The 15,628-nt window shown below is 71.4% G+C and carries 20 protein-coding genes; 11 read left to right on the top strand and 9 right to left on the bottom strand.

Annotation, left to right across the window (positions count from 1 at the left end; all coding sequences use genetic code 11):
* Positions 1-23 precede the first annotated feature (23 nt).
* On the top strand, positions 24-413 hold the full coding sequence (locus FBY23_RS02285) for a VOC family protein (protein ID WP_141796668.1): 390 nt from the start codon (positions 24-26) through the stop codon (positions 411-413).
* Between the two features lie 53 nt (positions 414-466).
* Complete coding sequence (locus tag FBY23_RS02280; RefSeq protein WP_141796667.1) at positions 467-745, top strand: hypothetical protein; 279 nt, start codon at positions 467-469, stop codon at positions 743-745.
* A 5-nt stretch (positions 746-750) separates the two neighbouring features.
* Here FBY23_RS02280 and FBY23_RS02275 read toward each other — a convergent pair whose 3' ends face one another.
* Genes FBY23_RS02275 through FBY23_RS02255 form a run of 5 tightly spaced genes read right to left on the bottom strand, consistent with a single transcriptional unit; the run spans position 751 to position 6,188 of the window.
* On the bottom strand, positions 751-2,094 hold the full coding sequence (locus FBY23_RS02275; protein WP_141796666.1) for an NAD-dependent succinate-semialdehyde dehydrogenase: 1,344 nt from the start codon (positions 2,092-2,094) through the stop codon (positions 751-753).
* Between the two features lie 49 nt (positions 2,095-2,143).
* Positions 2,144-2,944, bottom strand: coding sequence for an ABC transporter permease (locus tag FBY23_RS02270; RefSeq protein ID WP_141796665.1), 801 nt, complete (start codon positions 2,942-2,944; stop codon positions 2,144-2,146).
* Between the two features lie 13 nt (positions 2,945-2,957).
* Complete coding sequence (locus FBY23_RS02265) at positions 2,958-3,881, bottom strand: ABC transporter permease (protein ID WP_174245174.1); 924 nt, start codon at positions 3,879-3,881, stop codon at positions 2,958-2,960.
* Positions 3,882-3,883: 2 nt separating this feature from the next.
* Entirely contained in the window at positions 3,884-5,065 is a 1,182-nt protein-coding gene (locus FBY23_RS02260) for an extracellular solute-binding protein (RefSeq protein ID WP_141796664.1), read from the bottom strand.
* A 52-nt stretch (positions 5,066-5,117) separates the two neighbouring features.
* Positions 5,118-6,188: an ABC transporter ATP-binding protein gene (locus FBY23_RS02255; RefSeq protein ID WP_141796663.1), complete on the bottom strand. Its 1,071-nt coding sequence runs from the start codon at positions 6,186-6,188 to the stop codon at positions 5,118-5,120.
* Between the two features lie 164 nt (positions 6,189-6,352).
* Between FBY23_RS02255 and FBY23_RS02250 the strand changes: the two genes are divergently transcribed.
* Together FBY23_RS02250 and FBY23_RS02245 are read left to right on the top strand one after the other, a co-directional pair.
* On the top strand, positions 6,353-7,063 hold the full coding sequence (locus FBY23_RS02250) for a FadR/GntR family transcriptional regulator (protein ID WP_141796662.1): 711 nt from the start codon (positions 6,353-6,355) through the stop codon (positions 7,061-7,063).
* Positions 7,060-7,776, top strand: a complete 717-nt coding sequence (locus tag FBY23_RS02245; RefSeq protein ID WP_141796661.1) for a cache domain-containing protein — start codon at positions 7,060-7,062, stop codon at positions 7,774-7,776. Before FBY23_RS02250 ends, FBY23_RS02245 begins: the two co-directional genes overlap by 4 nt.
* Here the strand turns inward: FBY23_RS02245 and FBY23_RS02240 are convergent.
* Complete coding sequence (locus FBY23_RS02240; RefSeq protein WP_141796660.1) at positions 7,773-8,378, bottom strand: dihydrofolate reductase family protein; 606 nt, start codon at positions 8,376-8,378, stop codon at positions 7,773-7,775. The two genes, FBY23_RS02245 and FBY23_RS02240, sit on opposite strands and share 4 nt — an antisense overlap.
* A 59-nt stretch (positions 8,379-8,437) precedes the next feature.
* Here FBY23_RS02240 and leuE point away from each other — a divergent pair, with 59 nt between their 5' ends.
* The gene (leuE, locus tag FBY23_RS02235) at positions 8,438-9,094 is read left to right on the top strand and encodes a leucine efflux protein LeuE (RefSeq protein WP_141796659.1); all 657 of its coding nucleotides are present in this window, start codon (positions 8,438-8,440) and stop codon (positions 9,092-9,094) included.
* A 72-nt stretch (positions 9,095-9,166) separates the two neighbouring features.
* Here the strand turns inward: leuE and FBY23_RS02230 are convergent, their stop codons facing one another.
* Complete coding sequence (locus FBY23_RS02230; RefSeq protein WP_141796658.1) at positions 9,167-10,084, bottom strand: cation diffusion facilitator family transporter; 918 nt, start codon at positions 10,082-10,084, stop codon at positions 9,167-9,169.
* Between the two features lie 2 nt (positions 10,085-10,086).
* Positions 10,087-10,437, bottom strand: a complete 351-nt coding sequence (locus tag FBY23_RS02225) for a helix-turn-helix transcriptional regulator (protein WP_141796657.1) — start codon at positions 10,435-10,437, stop codon at positions 10,087-10,089.
* Between the two features lie 62 nt (positions 10,438-10,499).
* On the opposite strand from FBY23_RS02225, the gene FBY23_RS02220 reads away from it, so the two are divergent.
* The 6 genes from FBY23_RS02220 (at position 10,500) to FBY23_RS02195 (ending at position 14,834) form a co-directional block, all read left to right on the top strand.
* On the top strand, positions 10,500-11,291 hold the full coding sequence (locus FBY23_RS02220; RefSeq protein WP_141796656.1) for a hypothetical protein: 792 nt from the start codon (positions 10,500-10,502) through the stop codon (positions 11,289-11,291).
* The gene (locus tag FBY23_RS02215) at positions 11,281-11,634 is read left to right on the top strand and encodes a DUF6153 family protein (protein WP_141796655.1); all 354 of its coding nucleotides are present in this window, start codon (positions 11,281-11,283) and stop codon (positions 11,632-11,634) included. Before FBY23_RS02220 ends, FBY23_RS02215 begins: the two co-directional genes overlap by 11 nt.
* A gap of 52 nt (positions 11,635-11,686) precedes the next feature.
* Positions 11,687-12,283 carry a DUF305 domain-containing protein gene (locus FBY23_RS02210; protein ID WP_141796654.1) on the top strand — a complete coding sequence of 199 codons (597 nt, stop codon included), beginning with the start codon at positions 11,687-11,689 and terminating at the stop codon, positions 12,281-12,283.
* A gap of 99 nt (positions 12,284-12,382) precedes the next feature.
* Positions 12,383-13,321: a zinc metalloprotease gene (locus FBY23_RS02205; RefSeq protein WP_141796653.1), complete on the top strand. Its 939-nt coding sequence runs from the start codon at positions 12,383-12,385 to the stop codon at positions 13,319-13,321.
* A gap of 53 nt (positions 13,322-13,374) precedes the next feature.
* Complete coding sequence (locus tag FBY23_RS02200) at positions 13,375-13,968, top strand: carboxymuconolactone decarboxylase family protein (RefSeq protein ID WP_141796652.1); 594 nt, start codon at positions 13,375-13,377, stop codon at positions 13,966-13,968.
* Positions 13,965-14,834: an RNA polymerase sigma-70 factor gene (locus tag FBY23_RS02195; RefSeq protein WP_141796651.1), complete on the top strand. Its 870-nt coding sequence runs from the start codon at positions 13,965-13,967 to the stop codon at positions 14,832-14,834. Before FBY23_RS02200 ends, FBY23_RS02195 begins: the two co-directional genes overlap by 4 nt.
* On the opposite strand, the gene FBY23_RS02190 is transcribed toward FBY23_RS02195, so the two are convergent.
* Positions 14,831-15,421, bottom strand: coding sequence for a cysteine hydrolase family protein (locus tag FBY23_RS02190; RefSeq protein ID WP_141796650.1), 591 nt, complete (start codon positions 15,419-15,421; stop codon positions 14,831-14,833). The two genes, FBY23_RS02195 and FBY23_RS02190, sit on opposite strands and share 4 nt — an antisense overlap.
* Positions 15,422-15,628: the final 207 nt, after the last annotated feature.

Below are 15,628 nucleotides of genomic sequence, written 5' to 3'. Positions count from 1 at the left end.
GTGCCCCGAGGGAAGGTGGGGACATGACTTCTCCCGTGACCGAGCTCATCGCCTTCACCATCGACTCCGCCGATGCCGCGGCGCTGGCCCGCTTCTACGCCGAGCTGACCGGCGGCGAGGTGACCGGCGACTACCCGGAGTACGGGTACGCGTCGGCCTCCGTCCTGGGCGCGACCTTCAACTTCCAGACCGTGCAGGACTTCTCCCGCCCGCAGTGGCCCGGCCAGGCGCACCCGCAGCAGTTCCACCTCGACTTCCGGGTGCCCGACCTCGAGGCGGCGACCGCGCACGCCCGCTCGCTCGGCGCGAGCGTGGCCGAGACCCAGCCGGCCGCGGAGGTGGGTGGCGCGTGGCGGGTCATGCTCGACCCCGACGGCCACCCGTTCTGCCTGTGCCCGCCGCAGGAGGCCTGAGCGCGTTCGCCCGAACCGGTGACAGCCCGGCGCACCCCGGCCCATGATGGGGCATGCGCCGGGTGCACCAACCCCTCCCGAGCGCGGGCGCGGCCTACCTCGACGCCCGCGGGGACGGTCGTGCGCTGAGGGTCAGCTGGCACGCGGAGGCCGAGGTCGTCGTCCTGTCCCTGTGGCGCGACAACGTCTGCACCGGCAGCTTCCAGCTCGCGCTCGAGGACGTCCCGGGCCTGGTCGACCTGCTCGCGGCCCGGTACGGCGACGCACCTGACGAATGGGCCGTGTATCCCCCCGATACGGAGCCCATTCGTCAGGTGCGTGGTGGAGCCTGAGCCGGTCAGCCGACCGTGCGGATCAGCTTCTTGTTGACGAACTCCTCCATGCCGTAGCGGCTCAGCTCACGGCCGAAGCCGGAGCGCTTGATGCCGCCGAACGGCAGCTCGGCCGCGTCGAGTCCGACGCCGTTGACGAACACCATGCCGGCCTCGATCTGGTCGGCCACGCGCTGGGCCTGGGCGGCGTCGGTGGAGAAGACGTAGGAGCCCAGGCCGTACGGCGTGTCGTTGGCGATCTGGACCGCCTCGTCCTCGTCGGCGGCGCGGAACACCATCGCCACCGGGCCGAAGAGCTCCTGGCGGTAGGCCGGGTTGTCGGTCGTGATGCCCGAGAGCACGCCGCTGGGGTAGAACGCGCCGTTGCGCTCCCCGGCGGTGGCCAGCTGCGCGCCACCCGCGAGGGCCACTTCGACCTGCTTCGCGAGGTTCTCCGCGGCGGTGACCGAGGACAGCGGCGAGCCGCCGGAGGCCGCGAGCAGCTTCTCGGTGAACTTGGCGACGAACTCGTCGTACAGGCCGTCGACCACGATGAACCGCTTGCCGCCGTTGCAGACCTGGCCGGCGTTGTCCATGCGGGCGAAGACGGCGGCCTCGACGGTGGCGTCGAGGTCGTCGGAGGACAGCACGATGAACGGGTCCGAGCCGCCGAGCTCGAGGACGACCTTCTTCAGGTTGCGCCCGGCGATCTCGGCGACGGCGGCACCGGCACGCTCGGAGCCGGTGAGCGAGACACCCTGGACACGCGGGTCGGCGATGATGTCGGCGACCTGCTCGTTGGTGGCATAGATGTTGACGTAGGCGCCCTCGGGGAAGCCGGCGTCCTTGAAGATCTGCTCCTGCAGCGCGGCCGAGCGCGGGCACTGCGGCGCGTGCTTGAGCAGGATCGTGTTGCCGATGATCAGGTTCGGACCGGCGAAGCGGGCGATCTGGTAAACGGGGAAGTTCCACGGCATGATCCCGAGCAGGACACCGACCGGCATCTTGCGCACGACCGCGGTGCCCTCGCCCTCGCCGAGCTCGATCGGCTCGTCGGCGAGGAAGCGCTCGGCGTTGTCGGCGTAGAACTCGTAGATCGCGGCGGAGAAGTCGACCTCGCCCTCCGCGTCGGCGAGCGGCTTGCCCATCTCCTCGACCATCGCGGCCGACAGCTCGGCGCTGCGCTCGCGGTGCAGCTCGGCGACCCGGCGGATCAGCGCCGCCCGGTCGGCGACAGTGGAGGTCCGGCCCCAGGAGCCGTACGCCGCGGAGGCCGCGTCGATCGCGGCGGCGATGTCGGCGTCGGTGGCGGTCGGGAAGGTCTCGACCAGCTCCCCGGTCGCGGGGTTGCGGACGGCGTACTCGGTCATGGGGGTGGTGCTCCTTCTGGATGGGGTGTCGGTGGGTGCAACGGGTGGATCAGCGGACGCCCTCGACGTCGGAGGACAGCCGCTGCGCCAGCCAGACGGGGATGATCGAGAAGACGATCAGGACGACCGCGACGACGTTGACCACCGGGGCCTGGTTGGGGCGGAACATGTTGTTGAGGATCCAGATCGGCAGCGTGGTCGCCCCCTGTCCGGCCGTGAACGTGGTCACGATGATCTCGTCGAAGCTCAGTGCAAAGGCAAGCATGCCACCGGCGAGAAGCGCGGAGCGCAGCTGCGGGAGGGTGACCAGCCGGAAGGTCGTCAGCACGCCTGCGCCGAGGTCGGCGGAGGCCTCCTCGAGGCTGGTGCCCATCCGCCGCAGCCGGGCCTGCACGTTGTTGAAGACGGTCACGATGCAGAAGGTCGCGTGCGCCACGACGATGGTCCACAGCGACAGGTCGACGCCCATGATCCCCTTGAAGCCGTTGTTGAGCGCGATGCCGGTGACCACGCCCGGCAGCGCGATCGGCAGGATCACGAGCAGGTTGACGGCGTTCTTGCCGAAGAACGAGTAGCGCTGCAGGGCCAGGGCGAGCAGCGTGCCGAGGAGCAGTGCCAGCGCGGTCGCGATCACCGCGACCTGGAGGCTGGTCACCAGCGCCTCGCGGGCCCCGTTGCTGTGCGCGGCTCGGCGCCACCACTCGAAGGTGACGCCGTCCGGCGGCCAGGTCATCGACTGGCTCGGGTTGACCGAGTTCGCGACGACGACCAGCAGCGGCACGTAGATCAGCGCGAGCACGCCGAAGGTGAGGCCGGCCAGGACGCGCCGGGAGAGCGGGCTGAGGGTCATCGGAAGATCTCCATCAGAGGTTGTCCAGCGCGCCGGTACGACGGATCGCGGTCAGCAGCACCAGCATCACCACGATCGGGATCATCGCGATCGCCGCCGCCAGTGGCAGGTTGTTGGCCGCGCCCGCGTTGATGTAGACGAGGTTGCCGAGCAGCTGGTTGGCTCCGCCGACGATGTTGACGGTGATGTAGTCGCCCATCGTGAGCGAGAAGCTGAAGATCGCGCCGGCCACGATGCCCGGGACGAGCAGCGGGAAGACGATCGAGCGCAGCACCAACCCGCTCGGGGCGCCGAGGTCGCCGGCCGCCTCGAGCAGCGAGTCGGGGACCCGCTCGAGCGAGGCGAAGATCGGCAGGATGACGTAGGGCAGCCAGATGTAGGCCTGGGTGATGATCACGGCGGTCAGCCCGTAGCCCGGCGAGCCGAAGCCGGTCCAGTCCGCGAGGCCGCCCTCGGAGAGCACGACCCGCCACGAGAAGACCTTCACCAGGTAGCTCGCCCACAGCGGGGTGAGCACCGCGACCACCAGCATCCGGCGCACGCGCGGCGAGGCGATCTTGGCCATGTAGAAGGCGATCGGCAGTGCGATCGCCACGTCGATGACGGTCACCGCGATCGCCACGCCGAGGGTGCGGAGGGTGACCGTGCGGTACACCTCGTTGTCGAGCAGCGTGCGGAAGTTGTCGAACGTCCACGTCCGGTCGATCTCACTGGTGAGGCTGTCCACCGACCACAGCGAGGTGATCAGCAGCGCCGCCAGCGCGACGACGTACACCAGGAGCATCCAGGCGAGCGGCGCGGAGAGCAGGAGCGAGAGCCGGAGCCACACCATGCGGTGCAGCAGCCGGGACCCCGGCCGGGCCACCGGTCCCCGCGGTGCGGGGTCGGTGGCCGGGCCGGGCCGGATGTCGCTGGGCGACGAGGACGCGGCGGACATGATCAGCCCTTGATCTCCGTCCACGCCTCGGTCCACTGGGCGTAGTCGGTGCACTCGACGTCGGTGCGCCCGTCGAGGCACTTCTTGACCGGCGTACGCCAGAACCACAGCTGCTTGGCGTACTCCTGGTCACCCGCGTGGAAGGTCGCGCAGTGGTCGGGGTCGGTCGTCTTCTCGCAGGCCTGCGGGCTGTTGGGCGCCTCGCCGAAGTACTCGGTCGCCTGCGCGTTCGCCTCGGGCGAGAGGATGTAGTCCATCCACTTGTAGGCGCAGTTGGGGTTCTTCGCCTGCGACGACAGCATCCAGGTGTCGTTCCACGCGGTGGCGCCCTCGGTGGGCAGCGTGACCTCGACGTCCTTGTTCTTGATGTTGTTCTTGATGACCTGCCAGGTCGTGCCGACGACCGAGTCGCCGGTCTCGAAGGCCTGGATCTCCTTGAGGTAGTCCGACCAGTACTCGCCGACGTACTGGCGCTGCTCCTTGAGCAGGGCGACCGCGGCGTCGAGCTGCTCCTGGTCGAGCGCGTAGGGGTTCTCGATCTTCAGCTCGGGCTTGGTCTTCATCAGGTACAGCGCCGCGTCGGCGATGTAGATCGGCGAGTCGTACGCCGTCACCTTGCCCTTGTTCTTCTCCAGCTGCGCCTTGTCGAACACCGCGCCCCACGACGTCGGCGCCGGGTTCACGTTGTTCTTGTTGAACATCAACAGGTTGGCGCCGTAGCCGTGCGGGACGCCGTAGTTCTTGCCGTCCACGGTGTTCCACTCGGTGTTCTTGAGGAAGTCGTAGACGTTGGCGTAGTTGGGGACCAGGTCGGTGTTGATCGCCTGGGCCTCCTTCGACGCCACGAGGCGCAGCGACAGGTCGCCGGAGGCGGCGATCACGTCGTACTCGCCGGACTTGGCGAGGTTGAACGCCTCGTCGGAGGTGCCGTAGCTCTTGCTGGTGACCTCGCAGCCGGTCTCCTTCTCGAAGGCGGAGACCCAGTCGACGGCCGGGTCGTTGCTGCCGTCCTCGACGTAGCCGGGCCACGCCAGGATGGAGACCTTGCCCTCGGTCTTGCCGAGCTTCTCGACGGCCTCGGTCTTCTTGTCGTCGTCACCGCTGCCGCAGGCGCTCAGCACGGAGACCGAGAGCAGGGTCAGACAGGCCGCGGCCACACGGCCTTTCCGGAAGGTGTTCTTCATCGGGTTCTCCACTTCTTGTTTGGGCGCAGCCTCGTTGGGTTGCAGGGAGCATTCATGAGCTGAGGGGTACGACGTCCGCGCGCGCGAACCGGACGGTGACGTCCTCGCCGCGGTGCTCGCGGGTGTCGAGGGAGCCGGTCGACTGCTCGAGCGCGACGAGCTCGATGCCGTCGGGGGTGCGCAGGTGCACCCGGTTGCCGGTGCCGAGGTAGATCGTCTCGACGACGACCGCCTCCAGGCGGACCTCGCCGTCGCGGGCGGCCTCGGTGTCGGTGCCCGGCGAGAGCCGCAGCCGCTCGGGACGCACGGCGTGCTCGCCGGCGACGCCCAGCACCCGCTGGGAGGTCTCGGCGTCGAAGAGGTTGGTGGTCCCGACGAAGCCGGCGACGTACGCCGAGGACGGGTTCTCGTAGATCTCGCGCGGGGTGCCGAGCTGCTGGATGCGGCCGGCGTCGAAGACCGCGATCCGGTCGCTGAGCGTGAGCGCCTCCTCCTGGTCGTGGGTGACGAACACGAAGGTGATGCCGAGCTCGCGCTGGAGCTGCTTGAGCTCGACCTGCATCTGCTCGCGCAGCTTGAGGTCGAGGGCGCCGAGCGGCTCGTCGAGGAGCAGCACCCGCGGTTGCAGCACGATGGCCCGCGCGAGCGCGACCCGCTGCCGCTGGCCGCCGGAGAGCTGCGCCGGGCGGCGGGCGCCGAGGTGGCCGAGGCGGACGGTGTCGAGCGCCTGCTGGGCCCGCTCGCGGCGCTCCTTCTTGCCCGTCTTGCGCACCCGCAGCCCGTAGGCGACGTTGTCGAGGACGCTCATGTGCGGGAAGAGCGCGTAGTCCTGGAAGACGGTGTGCACGTCGCGCTCGAAGGGCGCAGAGCGGGTGACGTCGACGCCGCCGAGGGTGACCGTGCCGGCGGTGGCCTGCTCGAAGCCGGCGATCAGCCGCAGCACGGTGGTCTTGCCCGAGCCGGACGGGCCCAGCATCGAGAAGAACTCGCCGTCGGCGATGTCGAGGTCGACGTGGTCCACGGCGACGACGTCGCCGTAGGTCTTGCGCAGCCCGCGGATCGAGATGGCGGGGGTGCGGTCGACGGCAGCGGCCTCAGCGGGAGCACTGGTCGAGAGAGACATCAGATGTGCCTTTCGTCACGTTCGGATTGGCGCTAAGATATGACTTCATAGTTCAAAGCGCAAGAGGCTCAGGTGGGTTCGGGCAGGATGACCCCGGACATCGGGGACGAGGAACGGGAGACGAGACGGTGGCCGTGCCGTTCTACGGGCGAGCATCCGCGGCGGTGTTCTCACCGCTGGAGTCGCTGAGCCGTTCGGAGCTCGTCGTGCGACGGCTCACGGACGCGATCGCGCTCGGCCTGCTCCCCGACGCCGAGCAGCTGCCCGGCGAGCTCGACCTCGCCGGGATCTTCGGAGTCTCGACCGTCACCGTGCGCGAGGCGCTGTCGGTGCTGCGCTCCGAGGGGCTCATCGAGACCCGGCGCGGGCGCGGCGGCGGCAGCTTCGTCCGGACGCCGGAGGACGGGATCAGCCACCTCGCCCGGCGCCGCCTCGACGGGTTCAGCCTGGGCGAGCTGCGCGACCTCGGCGACGTGTACGCCGCCATCTGCGGCGCCAGCGCCGCGCTCGCCGCACGCCGCTCCAGCCCGGACGACGTCGACCGGTTGCAGCGCGTGGCCGACGCCCTCGAGCACGCCGAGAAGCCCGACGCCCGGCGCCGGGCCGACGCGCAGTTCCACATCGAGGTGGCCGCGTCCGCCCAGTCCCCGCGGCTCTACCACGAGGAGGTCAGCCTCCAGGCCGAGTTCGGGACCCTGCTGTGGCTGGCCTTCGGCGACGACGACAGCCACGCCCAGATGGTCCGCAGCTGCCGGGCCGTGGTCGCCGCGATCGCCGCCCGCGATCCCCACGCCGCCCGCGAGGCGGCCGAGCAGCGGGTGGCCGACTCCACCGCCCGTCTCATCGACTACCAGCTGAGCGAGGTCCGCGTATGAGCTCCTCCCCCACCCGCCTGTCCCCCGCCGACACCGCGCCCGTGATCGCGGCGGTCGCCGAGATCGCCGATCGCGCGTTCGGCGTGGCCGCGTCGATCGCCACCACCGTCGAGCGGGCCCTCGCCGGCCGGGCCGCGGCGCGTCGTACCGACCTCGCGGCGGTGGAGCCCCTCGTCGTGCCCGTGCTCGCCGACCTCGGCCAACCCGTCCAGGGGGCCGGCTTCGTCGCCGCGCCCGGCGTCCTCCAGGACGCCGAGTGGTGGCTCGAGTGGTTCGCCCGCGACAATGACGGGCGGCCCCAACGGCTGGTCACCCACTCCGAGCCGCAGGCGATCGGGTTCTACGACTACGAGCACCTGCCGTGGTTCGTGGTGCCGCGCGAGACCGGACGGCCGCACGTGACCGGGCCCTACGTCGACTACCTGTGCACCGAGGAGTACACCCTCACCTTCACCGTCCCGGTCCTCGTCGAGGGCCGGTTCTGCGGGGTCGGCGGCGCCGACGTGGCGGTCAAGAACGCCGAGCAGGCGCTGCTCCCCACCCTGCGCGCGAGCGCGCACCGGATCGCCGTGGTCAACGGCTTCGGCCGGATCCTGTCGAGCAACAGCGGGCGCCACCTGTGCGGCGACCTGCTCGACGGGGTCGCGTTCGACGAGCTCCCCGCCGGCCAACGGGTCGGCGACCTGCCGCTCGCGGTGGTGGCGCTCGACTAGGTCCGGCTCCGCCGGTACGTCAGGTGGGTGACGTACGGCGTCGCCCGGGTCGCCACCGGCTCCAGCCCGAGCGGACCGACGCCGTCGAACATCCGCGAGCCGCTCGCCAGGCCGGCGACGTACGGGACGACGTGGAGCCTCAGCTCGTCGAGGTGGCCGGCCGCCAGGCAGGCGTTGATGGTCGCGGCGCCGCCGGCGACGGCGACGTTGCGCTCGCCTGCCGCGGCGCGGGCCCGGACGAGCGCCGCGTCGAGGCCGCCGGTGACGAAGTGGAAGGTGGTCCCGCCCTCCATCTCCAGCGACGGGCGCTCGTGGTGGGTCAGCACGAACACCGGCGCGTGGTACGGCGGGTCCTCGCCCCACCAGCCCCGCCAGTCGAGGTCCCACTCGCCCCGCCCGGGCGTGAACATATTGCGGCCCATCACGAACGCGCCGGCATCGACGATCGCCGCGACCTCGGCCGCGTTGTCGTCACCGTGCTCGAACATCCAACGGTGCAGCTGGTTCTCGTCGAGGGAGCCGAACGGGTGCTCGCGCGACTGGTCGGTCGCGGCGCCGAAGCCGTCGAGGGTGATGCTGATGTCCGCGGTCACGATGCCCATGGCGGTGCTGACCTGGATCGACGCGCCGACTCATCGCGGTGCGTGGGAGAATCCGGTCCGTGCTGGGGATCACCGACCTGTCGACGTACCTCGTCGGCCTGGTGCTCATCATCCTGCTGCCCGGCCCGAACTCGCTCTACGTGCTGTCGGTGGCCGCGCGCCGCGGCGTCCGGCCGGCGTACGCCGCGGCGGCGGGGGTGTGGACCGGCGACGCGGTGCTGATGACGCTGTCGGCGGCCGGGGTGGCCTCGCTGCTGCAGGCCAACCACGTCGCGTTCGCGATCGTGAAGTGGGTCGGCGCGGGCTACCTCGGCTACCTCGCGTTCACCATGCTGCGCGGCGCGATCATCATGTGGCGGGCCCGGCGACGGGCGGTCCAGGCTGTCGAGGAGGGCGCGCCGCCCCCGGTGCCCGGCGAACGACCGTACCGCCGCGCGCTGGTCATCAGCCTGCTCAACCCGAAGGCGATCTTGTTCTTCGTCGCCTTCTTCGTGCAGTTCGTCGACCCCGACTACGCCCACCCGGCCCTGTCGTTCCTCGTCCTCGGCACGCTCGCCCAGATCGCCAGCGTCGCCTACCTGAGCGCACTGATCTTCGGCGGCACCCGTCTGGCCGCGGCCTTCCGCCGGCGCCGGGGGCTCTCCGCCGCCGGCACCTCGGCCGTCGGCGCGATCTTCCTCGGGTTCGCGGTCAAGCTCTCCCTCGCGCACGCCTAGGGTCCGCGCCGCGTATCTGACGAATGGGCTGCGGATCCGGCGAATTCACAGCCCATTCGTCAGATGCGCGGCTCACCAGGTGACCGCGTCGCAGGCCGCCGAGCGGTGGCCCTCGATCTGCAGCGTGGCGTGCTCGATCTCGAACCGCTCGCGCAGGAGCACCTGGCCGGCGCGCAGCACGCCGGAGCCGTCGGCACCCTCGACGAGGACGAGATGGGCGGTGGCGACGTGCATGCCGGAGGTGAGGGTCCAGGCGTGCAGGTCGTGGACGTCGCAGACGCCCTCGATGCCGCCGAGCGCGCCGGCGACGGTGTCGATGTCGACGCCGGCGGGGACGTGCTGGCCGAGGACGGCGAGCACCTCGCGGCCGAGCATCACCGCGCGGACCGCGACGAAGGCGCCGATGAGGAAGGCGACGACCGTGTCCCAGACCGTGTCGTCGGTGGCGAGGATCAGGCCGCCGGCGACCATCACGCCGACGCTGCCCGCCGTGTCGGCGACGACCTCGAAGTAGGCGCCCTTCACGTTGAGCGACTCCTGCGACCCGCCGCGCAGCAGGGCCATCGCGATCAGGTTGACGACGAGGCCGAGGAAGCCGACGACCAGCATCGGGCCGGTCGCGACGTCCGGCTCACTGCCCATCCGGCCGATCGCCTCGACCACGACGTAGACCGCGACGCCGAGCATCATCAGCACCGCGAGGCCGGAGGCGAAGACCTCGGCCCGGTACGACCCGTAGGTACGACGACCGGTGCTGTCCGCGCGGGTGGCGATCTTGGTCGCGACCAGGGCCGCCCCCAGCGTCACCACGTCGGCGGCCATGTGGCCCGCGTCGGAGATCAGTGCGAGCGAGCCGCTGACCAGCCCGACGACCAGCTCGACGACGAAGAACGCGCCGATCAGGCCGAACGAGACACCCAGCCGCCAACGGTGCCGGCCGCCGGCGTGCCCGCTGTCGCCGCCGTGTCCGTGTCCGTGCCCGACGCCCATGGTCAGTCCCGCCCGCAGGGGCCGCCGGTGACCGCGACCAGCCGCTCGGCGGCGCGGACCACCTCGCGGGTCAGCTCGGGCTGGGCGAGCGAGATCAGGGAGGCCCGGCCGCTGGGCCGGGAGACGACGAGGCCGCAGTCGCGCAGGCAGGCGAGGTGCTTCGACACGGTCGACTGGGCGAGCCCGAGGTGGGCGGTGAGATCGACGACGCGGTGCTCGCCGAGGGTGAGGTGCTCGAGGATGGCCAGCCGGTTCGGGTCGCTGAGCGCGTGGAGCAGGCCCGCGACGTCGGCCAGGGCGTCCACCTCGCTCGGCGCCTCGGGCAGGATGCCGTCCAGCTGATTCATCGCCATATGGCGATGTAATCACCGTGGGGCGACGCCGGTCAAATGCCGCGCCACCTATGCTCGGGGCCGTGATGATGCGACCGGCCGAGCTCGAGGGCGTGCGCGCCGGCACCATCGACCTCGCGTTCCGGCGCTGGGACCGCCCGCGGGTCAAGGTCGGCACCCGGCTGCGCACCGCGGTCGGCGTGGTCGAGGTGACCAGCGTCGAGGAGGTCGCGCCCTCCAGGCTGCGGGCCGAGGACGCCCGTCGCGCGGGAGCCGCGTCGTTGAACGCGCTCAAGGACGCCCTCGCCGCGCGGGCCGACCGCCCGGTGTTCCGCGTCGGGCTCCGGTACGGCGGCACCGACCCTCGCGAGACGCTCCGCGCCGCCATCCCGGAGACCGCCGAGATCGTCACCATCCTCGCCGGGCTCGACCGGCTCGACGCGGCCTCGCCGATCGGGCCGTGGACCCGCACCACGCTGCGGATCATCGACCGCAACCCGGAGGTCCGTGCCCCCGACCTCGCGGCCGAGCTGGGCCGCGAGACGCCCGACTTCAAGAAGGACGTGCGCAAGCTCAAGGAGCGGGGCCTGACCGAGTCGCTCGCGATCGGCTACCGGCTCTCGCCCCGCGGCGAGGCCGTCCTGGACCACGAGGACGGCCCGCGCGAGCGCGCCCCCCGCCGCGCCGGGACCCCGCTGCCACGCACCATCGGCGCCCCGGCCACCCGCGCGCTGCGGGCGGTCGACGTCCACACCCTCGAGGCCGTCAGCGGCTGGACCCGGGCCGACCTCGCCGCGCTGCACGGCGTCGGGCCGATCGCGCTCGACCGGCTCGAGGCGGCGATGAGCGAGCTCGGCCTCGGCTATGCGACCTGACCTGCTCCGGCGGCTGCTCGTCACGATCGCCGCGCTGGCGGGGCTGTTCGCCATGCACGGCATGGCCGACCACGGCGTGGCCTCCGCCCCGCTGCCCGCCGCAGCCGTCACCCATCACGACGCGGCCCCGCCCGACCACGGCGGCTCCACCGGCCACGACCTGACCGGGCTGTGCCTGGCCCTGCTGGTGGTGGCGGCCGGCCTGGGTGTCGGTCTGCTCGCCGTACGGCGTCCGCTGGTCGCCGCCCGCGAGGCGCCCGCCCGCTGGCAGGTCCTGGTCGCCCGGGCCGCGCGCTTCCGCGACCCACCCGATCTCCACCGGCTGTCGGTGCAGCGCTGCTGAGGAGCCCCCGCTCCCACCCGCAGACGCACACCGAACAGACCAGGAGAACGACATGCACCGCACCACCCTGCGCCGGCTGGCCTCCGCCACCGGCGCGATCACCCTTGCCCTGGGCCTCGCCGCGTGCGGCGACGACGGCGGCGACAGCAGGCCCGCGGCGGTCGAGACCGCCCGCAACGGGGACGTCTTCAACCGTGCCGACGTCGACTTCGCGACCGCGATGATCCCGCACCACGCGCAGGCGCTGCGGATGGCACTGCTGGCCCAGGACCGCTCGCTGCCCGACGAGGTCCGGGCGCTGGTCGACCAGGTCCAGGCCGCCCAGACCCCGGAGGTCGAGACGATGACGACCTGGCTGACCGACTGGGGCAAGGACATCCCGGCCACCTCGATGGACCACGCCAACGCCGGCCACGACATGGATGACATGGATGACATGGATGGCATGGGTGGCTCCGCGATGCCGGGGATGATGTCCGGTGAGCAGATGGAGGAGCTCGAGGACTCCTCCGACGCCGACTTCCCGAGGCTGTGGATGACGATGATGATCGAGCACCACGAGGGCGCGATCACCATGGCGAAGGCCGAGCAGGCGGACGGGAGGTTCCCGGACGCGATCGCCCTCGCGGAGTCCATCGCCGAGAGCTAGGCGGCCGAGATCGCCACCATAGAGGACCTGCTCGGGAACGGCTGATCGACGCGGCATCAGGGGGCTGACAACACCCGGTCGCCGTCCTAGGGTCGGGCCATGCGCCACACCACCCTGCACCGGATGCTCGGGGTCGCTGCCGGCTCCCTGATGCTCGCCGTACCACTCGCGTCCGCCGTGCCCACGGTGGCGAGCGCCGGCGCCGCCTCCCCGGGCGTCGCCGACTGCCGGGACGGCTCGGCCGCCCGGGTGGCCGAGGGTTCGCACGCCGCTGAGCCGGAGCTGTACCCGAAGAACGAGGCCAAGAAGTACGGCGTCATCAAGGACTCGCCCTACCTCGGCAACGGCACGGTCACCGTCAAGACGGTCTTCCACGTGATCACCGACGGCGCCAGCCAGGCCGACCGGGACCGGCTCGCGAGCATGGTGCACGCGCAGATGGACGTGCTCAACGCGTCCTACTCCGGGCAGACCGCGGCGGACGCCGCCGACACCCCGTTCCGGTTCGCGCTCGACTCGATCCGGTTCGTCGACAACCCGGCCTGGCGCACGGTGACGCCCGGCAAGACCGAGCGCGACATGAAGCAGGCGCTCCACACCGGCGACTCGACGGTCCTCAACGTCTACACGGCCGACATCGGCGACGGCCTGCTCGGCTGGGCGTACTTCCCGAAGGGCTACAACAACGGCCGCGACTACATCGACGGCGTCGTGATGCTCGACGAGTCGATGCCGGGCGGCACCGCCGGCAAGTACTCCCTCGGCGACACCCTGACCCACGAGGTCGGGCACTGGCTGATGCTCGAGCACACCTTCCAGGGCGGCTGCTCGGCGTCCGGCGACGGCGTGGCCGACACCCCGCGCGAGGCGACCGCGCAGTTCGACTGCCCGGAGGGCGCCGACACCTGCTCGGCCCCGGGCCTCGACCCGATCCACAACTTCATGGACTACACCCAGGACTCCTGCATGAACATGTTCACCGAGGGCCAGGCCCAGCGGATGAGCGATGCGTGGGTGGCCTTCCGCGCGAAGCCGTAACCCTCATCGGTGATCGGCTGTCACACCCGGCACCCGGCCGGTGTCTTGATGGCATGACCACCTCAGGAACCCGCATCCCCGCCGCCCCGATCAACGGCCTCTTCGGTGCCGTCGTCAAGAGGTTCGCCGCCAAGATGTTCGGCAGCGTGCCGGAGTCGCTCGGTGTCATGTGGCACCACCAGCCCGCCCTGAAGGCGAGCATGTCCTACGGCCAGAAGCTGCAGAAGTGGGACGAGTGCGACGAGACCCTCAAGACCTACGCCCACATGGCCGTCGCCTCCCTGGTCGGCTGCTCGTGGTGCCTCGACTTCAACTACTTCATGGCCCGTGACAAGGGCCTCGACCTCGACAAGGCACGCGAGGTCCCGAACTGGCGGGCCTCCACGGTCTTCTCGACGCTGGAGCGCCAGGTGCTGGAGTACGCCGAGGCGGCCAGCCAGACTCCGCCTGCGGTCACCGACGAGATGGTCGAGCCGCTGCTCTCCGCCCTGGGCCCGGCCGGCCTGATCGAGCTCACCACGGTGATCGGCTTCGCGAACATGACCACCCGGTCCAACACCGCGCTGGGCATCGAGTCCGAGGGCTTCGCCTCGGCCTGCGGCATGAAGCCGCTCGCCGAGCGGCCCGCCGTAGGCTCGCCGGCATGAGCGATCCCTTCGTCGCCCACCGCAACCTGCTCTTCACGGTCGCCTACGAGATGCTCGGCTCCGCGGCCGATGCCGAGGACGTCGTGCAGGAGACCTGGCTGCGGTGGGCGGACGTGGACCAGGCGCAGGTGAACGAGCCGCGCGCGTACCTGGTCCGGATCGTCACCCGACAAGCGCTCAACCGGCTGCGCACGCTGAGCCGGCGCCGCGAGGACTACGTCGGCGAGTGGCTCCCCGAGCCGCTGCTCACCGCCCCCGACGTCGCCGAGGACGTCGAGCTCGCCGACAGCGTGTCGATGGCGATGCTCACCGTCCTCGAGACGCTGGGGCCGACCGAGCGCGCGGTGTTCGTGCTGCGCGAGGTCTTCGAGCTGCCGTACGACGAGATCGCGACCGCCGTCGGCAAGACGTCGGCCGCGGTCCGCCAGATCGCCACCCGGGCCCGCAACCACGTCGCGGCGCGCCGGCCGCGGGTCGACGTCGACCGCGGCGAGCAGCAGGCCGTCGTCGCCAGCTTCCTGGCCGCGGTGCAGGGCGGCGACCTCCAGGCGCTGCTCGACTCGCTGGCGCCCGACGTGGTGCTGCTGGCCGACCACGGCGGCGTCGCCCAGGCGATCCGCAAGCCCCTGCACGGCTCCGAGCCCGTGGCCCGGCTGCTGGCGAACTTCGCCACCTTCGCCCCGGACGGGGTCATCGAGCCGGTCTGGATCAACGGCTCGCTCGGCGCCCGGATCGAAGCGCGCGGCGAGGTCACCGCGATCAGCCTGGAGGTCGAGGACGGCCGGATCAAGCAGATCCTCGTGGTCCGCAACCCGGCCAAGCTCACCTCGCTCACCGAGGAGATCGTGCTGAGCCGCGACGCCTAGATGAGGTCGGCGACCGAGCCCACGACGGTGCCGTAGACGTCGCCGATGGTGGCCAGCGCCGCGGCATGCAGCTGCGCGGCGGGCACGTCGCCGGCGGCGCTCGGCAGCGAGCGGGTCGCACAGGCGTCGGCGACCACGGTGACGTCGTACCCGCGCAGGAGGGCGCCCTCGGCGGTGAACGTGACGCACATGTGGGTCATGAAACCGGCGAGCACGACCTGCTGGTTGCCGGCCGCCTCGAGGAGGTCCGCGAGGTCGGTGCCGTGGAACGAGTTGGGCGCACCCTTGGTGACCACCGCCTCGCCCTCGACCGGGCGCATCCTGTCGTGGATCGAGCCGATCCCGGTGGAGACGTCGTAGAGGCTGCCGGGGCCGTCGTCGTGCTGGACGTGGACGACGGTCGCGCCGGCCGCGCGGGCCTTGCCGAGCAGGTCGGCGGCCCGGTCGAGCGCGGCGTCCCAGCCCTCCAGCTCCATCGCGCCGGTCGTGTAGGTGACCTGGTAGTCGATGAGGACCACCGTCGCGTCGGCGAGGGTGGCGGGGACGTCGGCGGCGCCGCCGAGGGTGCGGAGCGGGGTCGAGGTCATGGGGTTTCCTTTCCAGCGGTGGGGTGCTTCCATGGTGGCTGACCCGAAACACACTCAACAGGTCGAATCGGGTCGCCTGTCATCGACATCGGCCGGAGGTACGACGTGGCGCCACCGCGGGTCGCCGTGATCGCCGTGGAGGGGATCAGCCCGTTCCACCTGTCCGTGCCGTCGCTGGTGTGGGGCGCCGAGCAGCCGGTCGGCGAG

It is taken from the genome of Nocardioides sp. SLBN-35 (assembly GCF_006715725.1).
Lineage (GTDB): Bacteria > Actinomycetota > Actinomycetes > Propionibacteriales > Nocardioidaceae > Nocardioides.
This window is presented reverse-complemented; position numbering and strand designations above follow the sequence as displayed.

Coding starts and splice junctions, on each gene's coding strand:
- FBY23_RS02245 (WP_141796661.1), top strand. CDS start 7,060: ATGAGCTCCTCCCCCACCCGCCTGTCCCCCGCCGACACCGCGCCCGTG.
- FBY23_RS02200 (WP_141796652.1), top strand. CDS start 13,375: ATGACCACCTCAGGAACCCGCATCCCCGCCGCCCCGATCAACGGCCTC.
- FBY23_RS02230 (WP_141796658.1), bottom strand. CDS start 10,084: ATGGGCGTCGGGCACGGACACGGACACGGCGGCGACAGCGGGCACGCC.
- FBY23_RS02255 (WP_141796663.1), bottom strand. CDS start 6,188: ATGTCTCTCTCGACCAGTGCTCCCGCTGAGGCCGCTGCCGTCGACCGC.
- FBY23_RS02190 (WP_141796650.1), bottom strand. CDS start 15,421: ATGACCTCGACCCCGCTCCGCACCCTCGGCGGCGCCGCCGACGTCCCC.
- FBY23_RS02240 (WP_141796660.1), bottom strand. CDS start 8,378: ATGGGCATCGTGACCGCGGACATCAGCATCACCCTCGACGGCTTCGGC.
- FBY23_RS02210 (WP_141796654.1), top strand. CDS start 11,687: ATGCACCGCACCACCCTGCGCCGGCTGGCCTCCGCCACCGGCGCGATC.
- FBY23_RS02260 (WP_141796664.1), bottom strand. CDS start 5,065: ATGAAGAACACCTTCCGGAAAGGCCGTGTGGCCGCGGCCTGTCTGACC.
- FBY23_RS02195 (WP_141796651.1), top strand. CDS start 13,965: ATGAGCGATCCCTTCGTCGCCCACCGCAACCTGCTCTTCACGGTCGCC.
- FBY23_RS02225 (WP_141796657.1), bottom strand. CDS start 10,437: ATGGCGATGAATCAGCTGGACGGCATCCTGCCCGAGGCGCCGAGCGAG.
- FBY23_RS02205 (WP_141796653.1), top strand. CDS start 12,383: ATGCGCCACACCACCCTGCACCGGATGCTCGGGGTCGCTGCCGGCTCC.
- FBY23_RS02280 (WP_141796667.1), top strand. CDS start 467: ATGCGCCGGGTGCACCAACCCCTCCCGAGCGCGGGCGCGGCCTACCTC.
- FBY23_RS02270 (WP_141796665.1), bottom strand. CDS start 2,944: ATGACCCTCAGCCCGCTCTCCCGGCGCGTCCTGGCCGGCCTCACCTTC.
- FBY23_RS02285 (WP_141796668.1), top strand. CDS start 24: ATGACTTCTCCCGTGACCGAGCTCATCGCCTTCACCATCGACTCCGCC.
- FBY23_RS02275 (WP_141796666.1), bottom strand. CDS start 2,094: ATGACCGAGTACGCCGTCCGCAACCCCGCGACCGGGGAGCTGGTCGAG.
- FBY23_RS02215 (WP_141796655.1), top strand. CDS start 11,281: ATGCGACCTGACCTGCTCCGGCGGCTGCTCGTCACGATCGCCGCGCTG.
- FBY23_RS02265 (WP_174245174.1), bottom strand. CDS start 3,881: ATGTCCGCCGCGTCCTCGTCGCCCAGCGACATCCGGCCCGGCCCGGCC.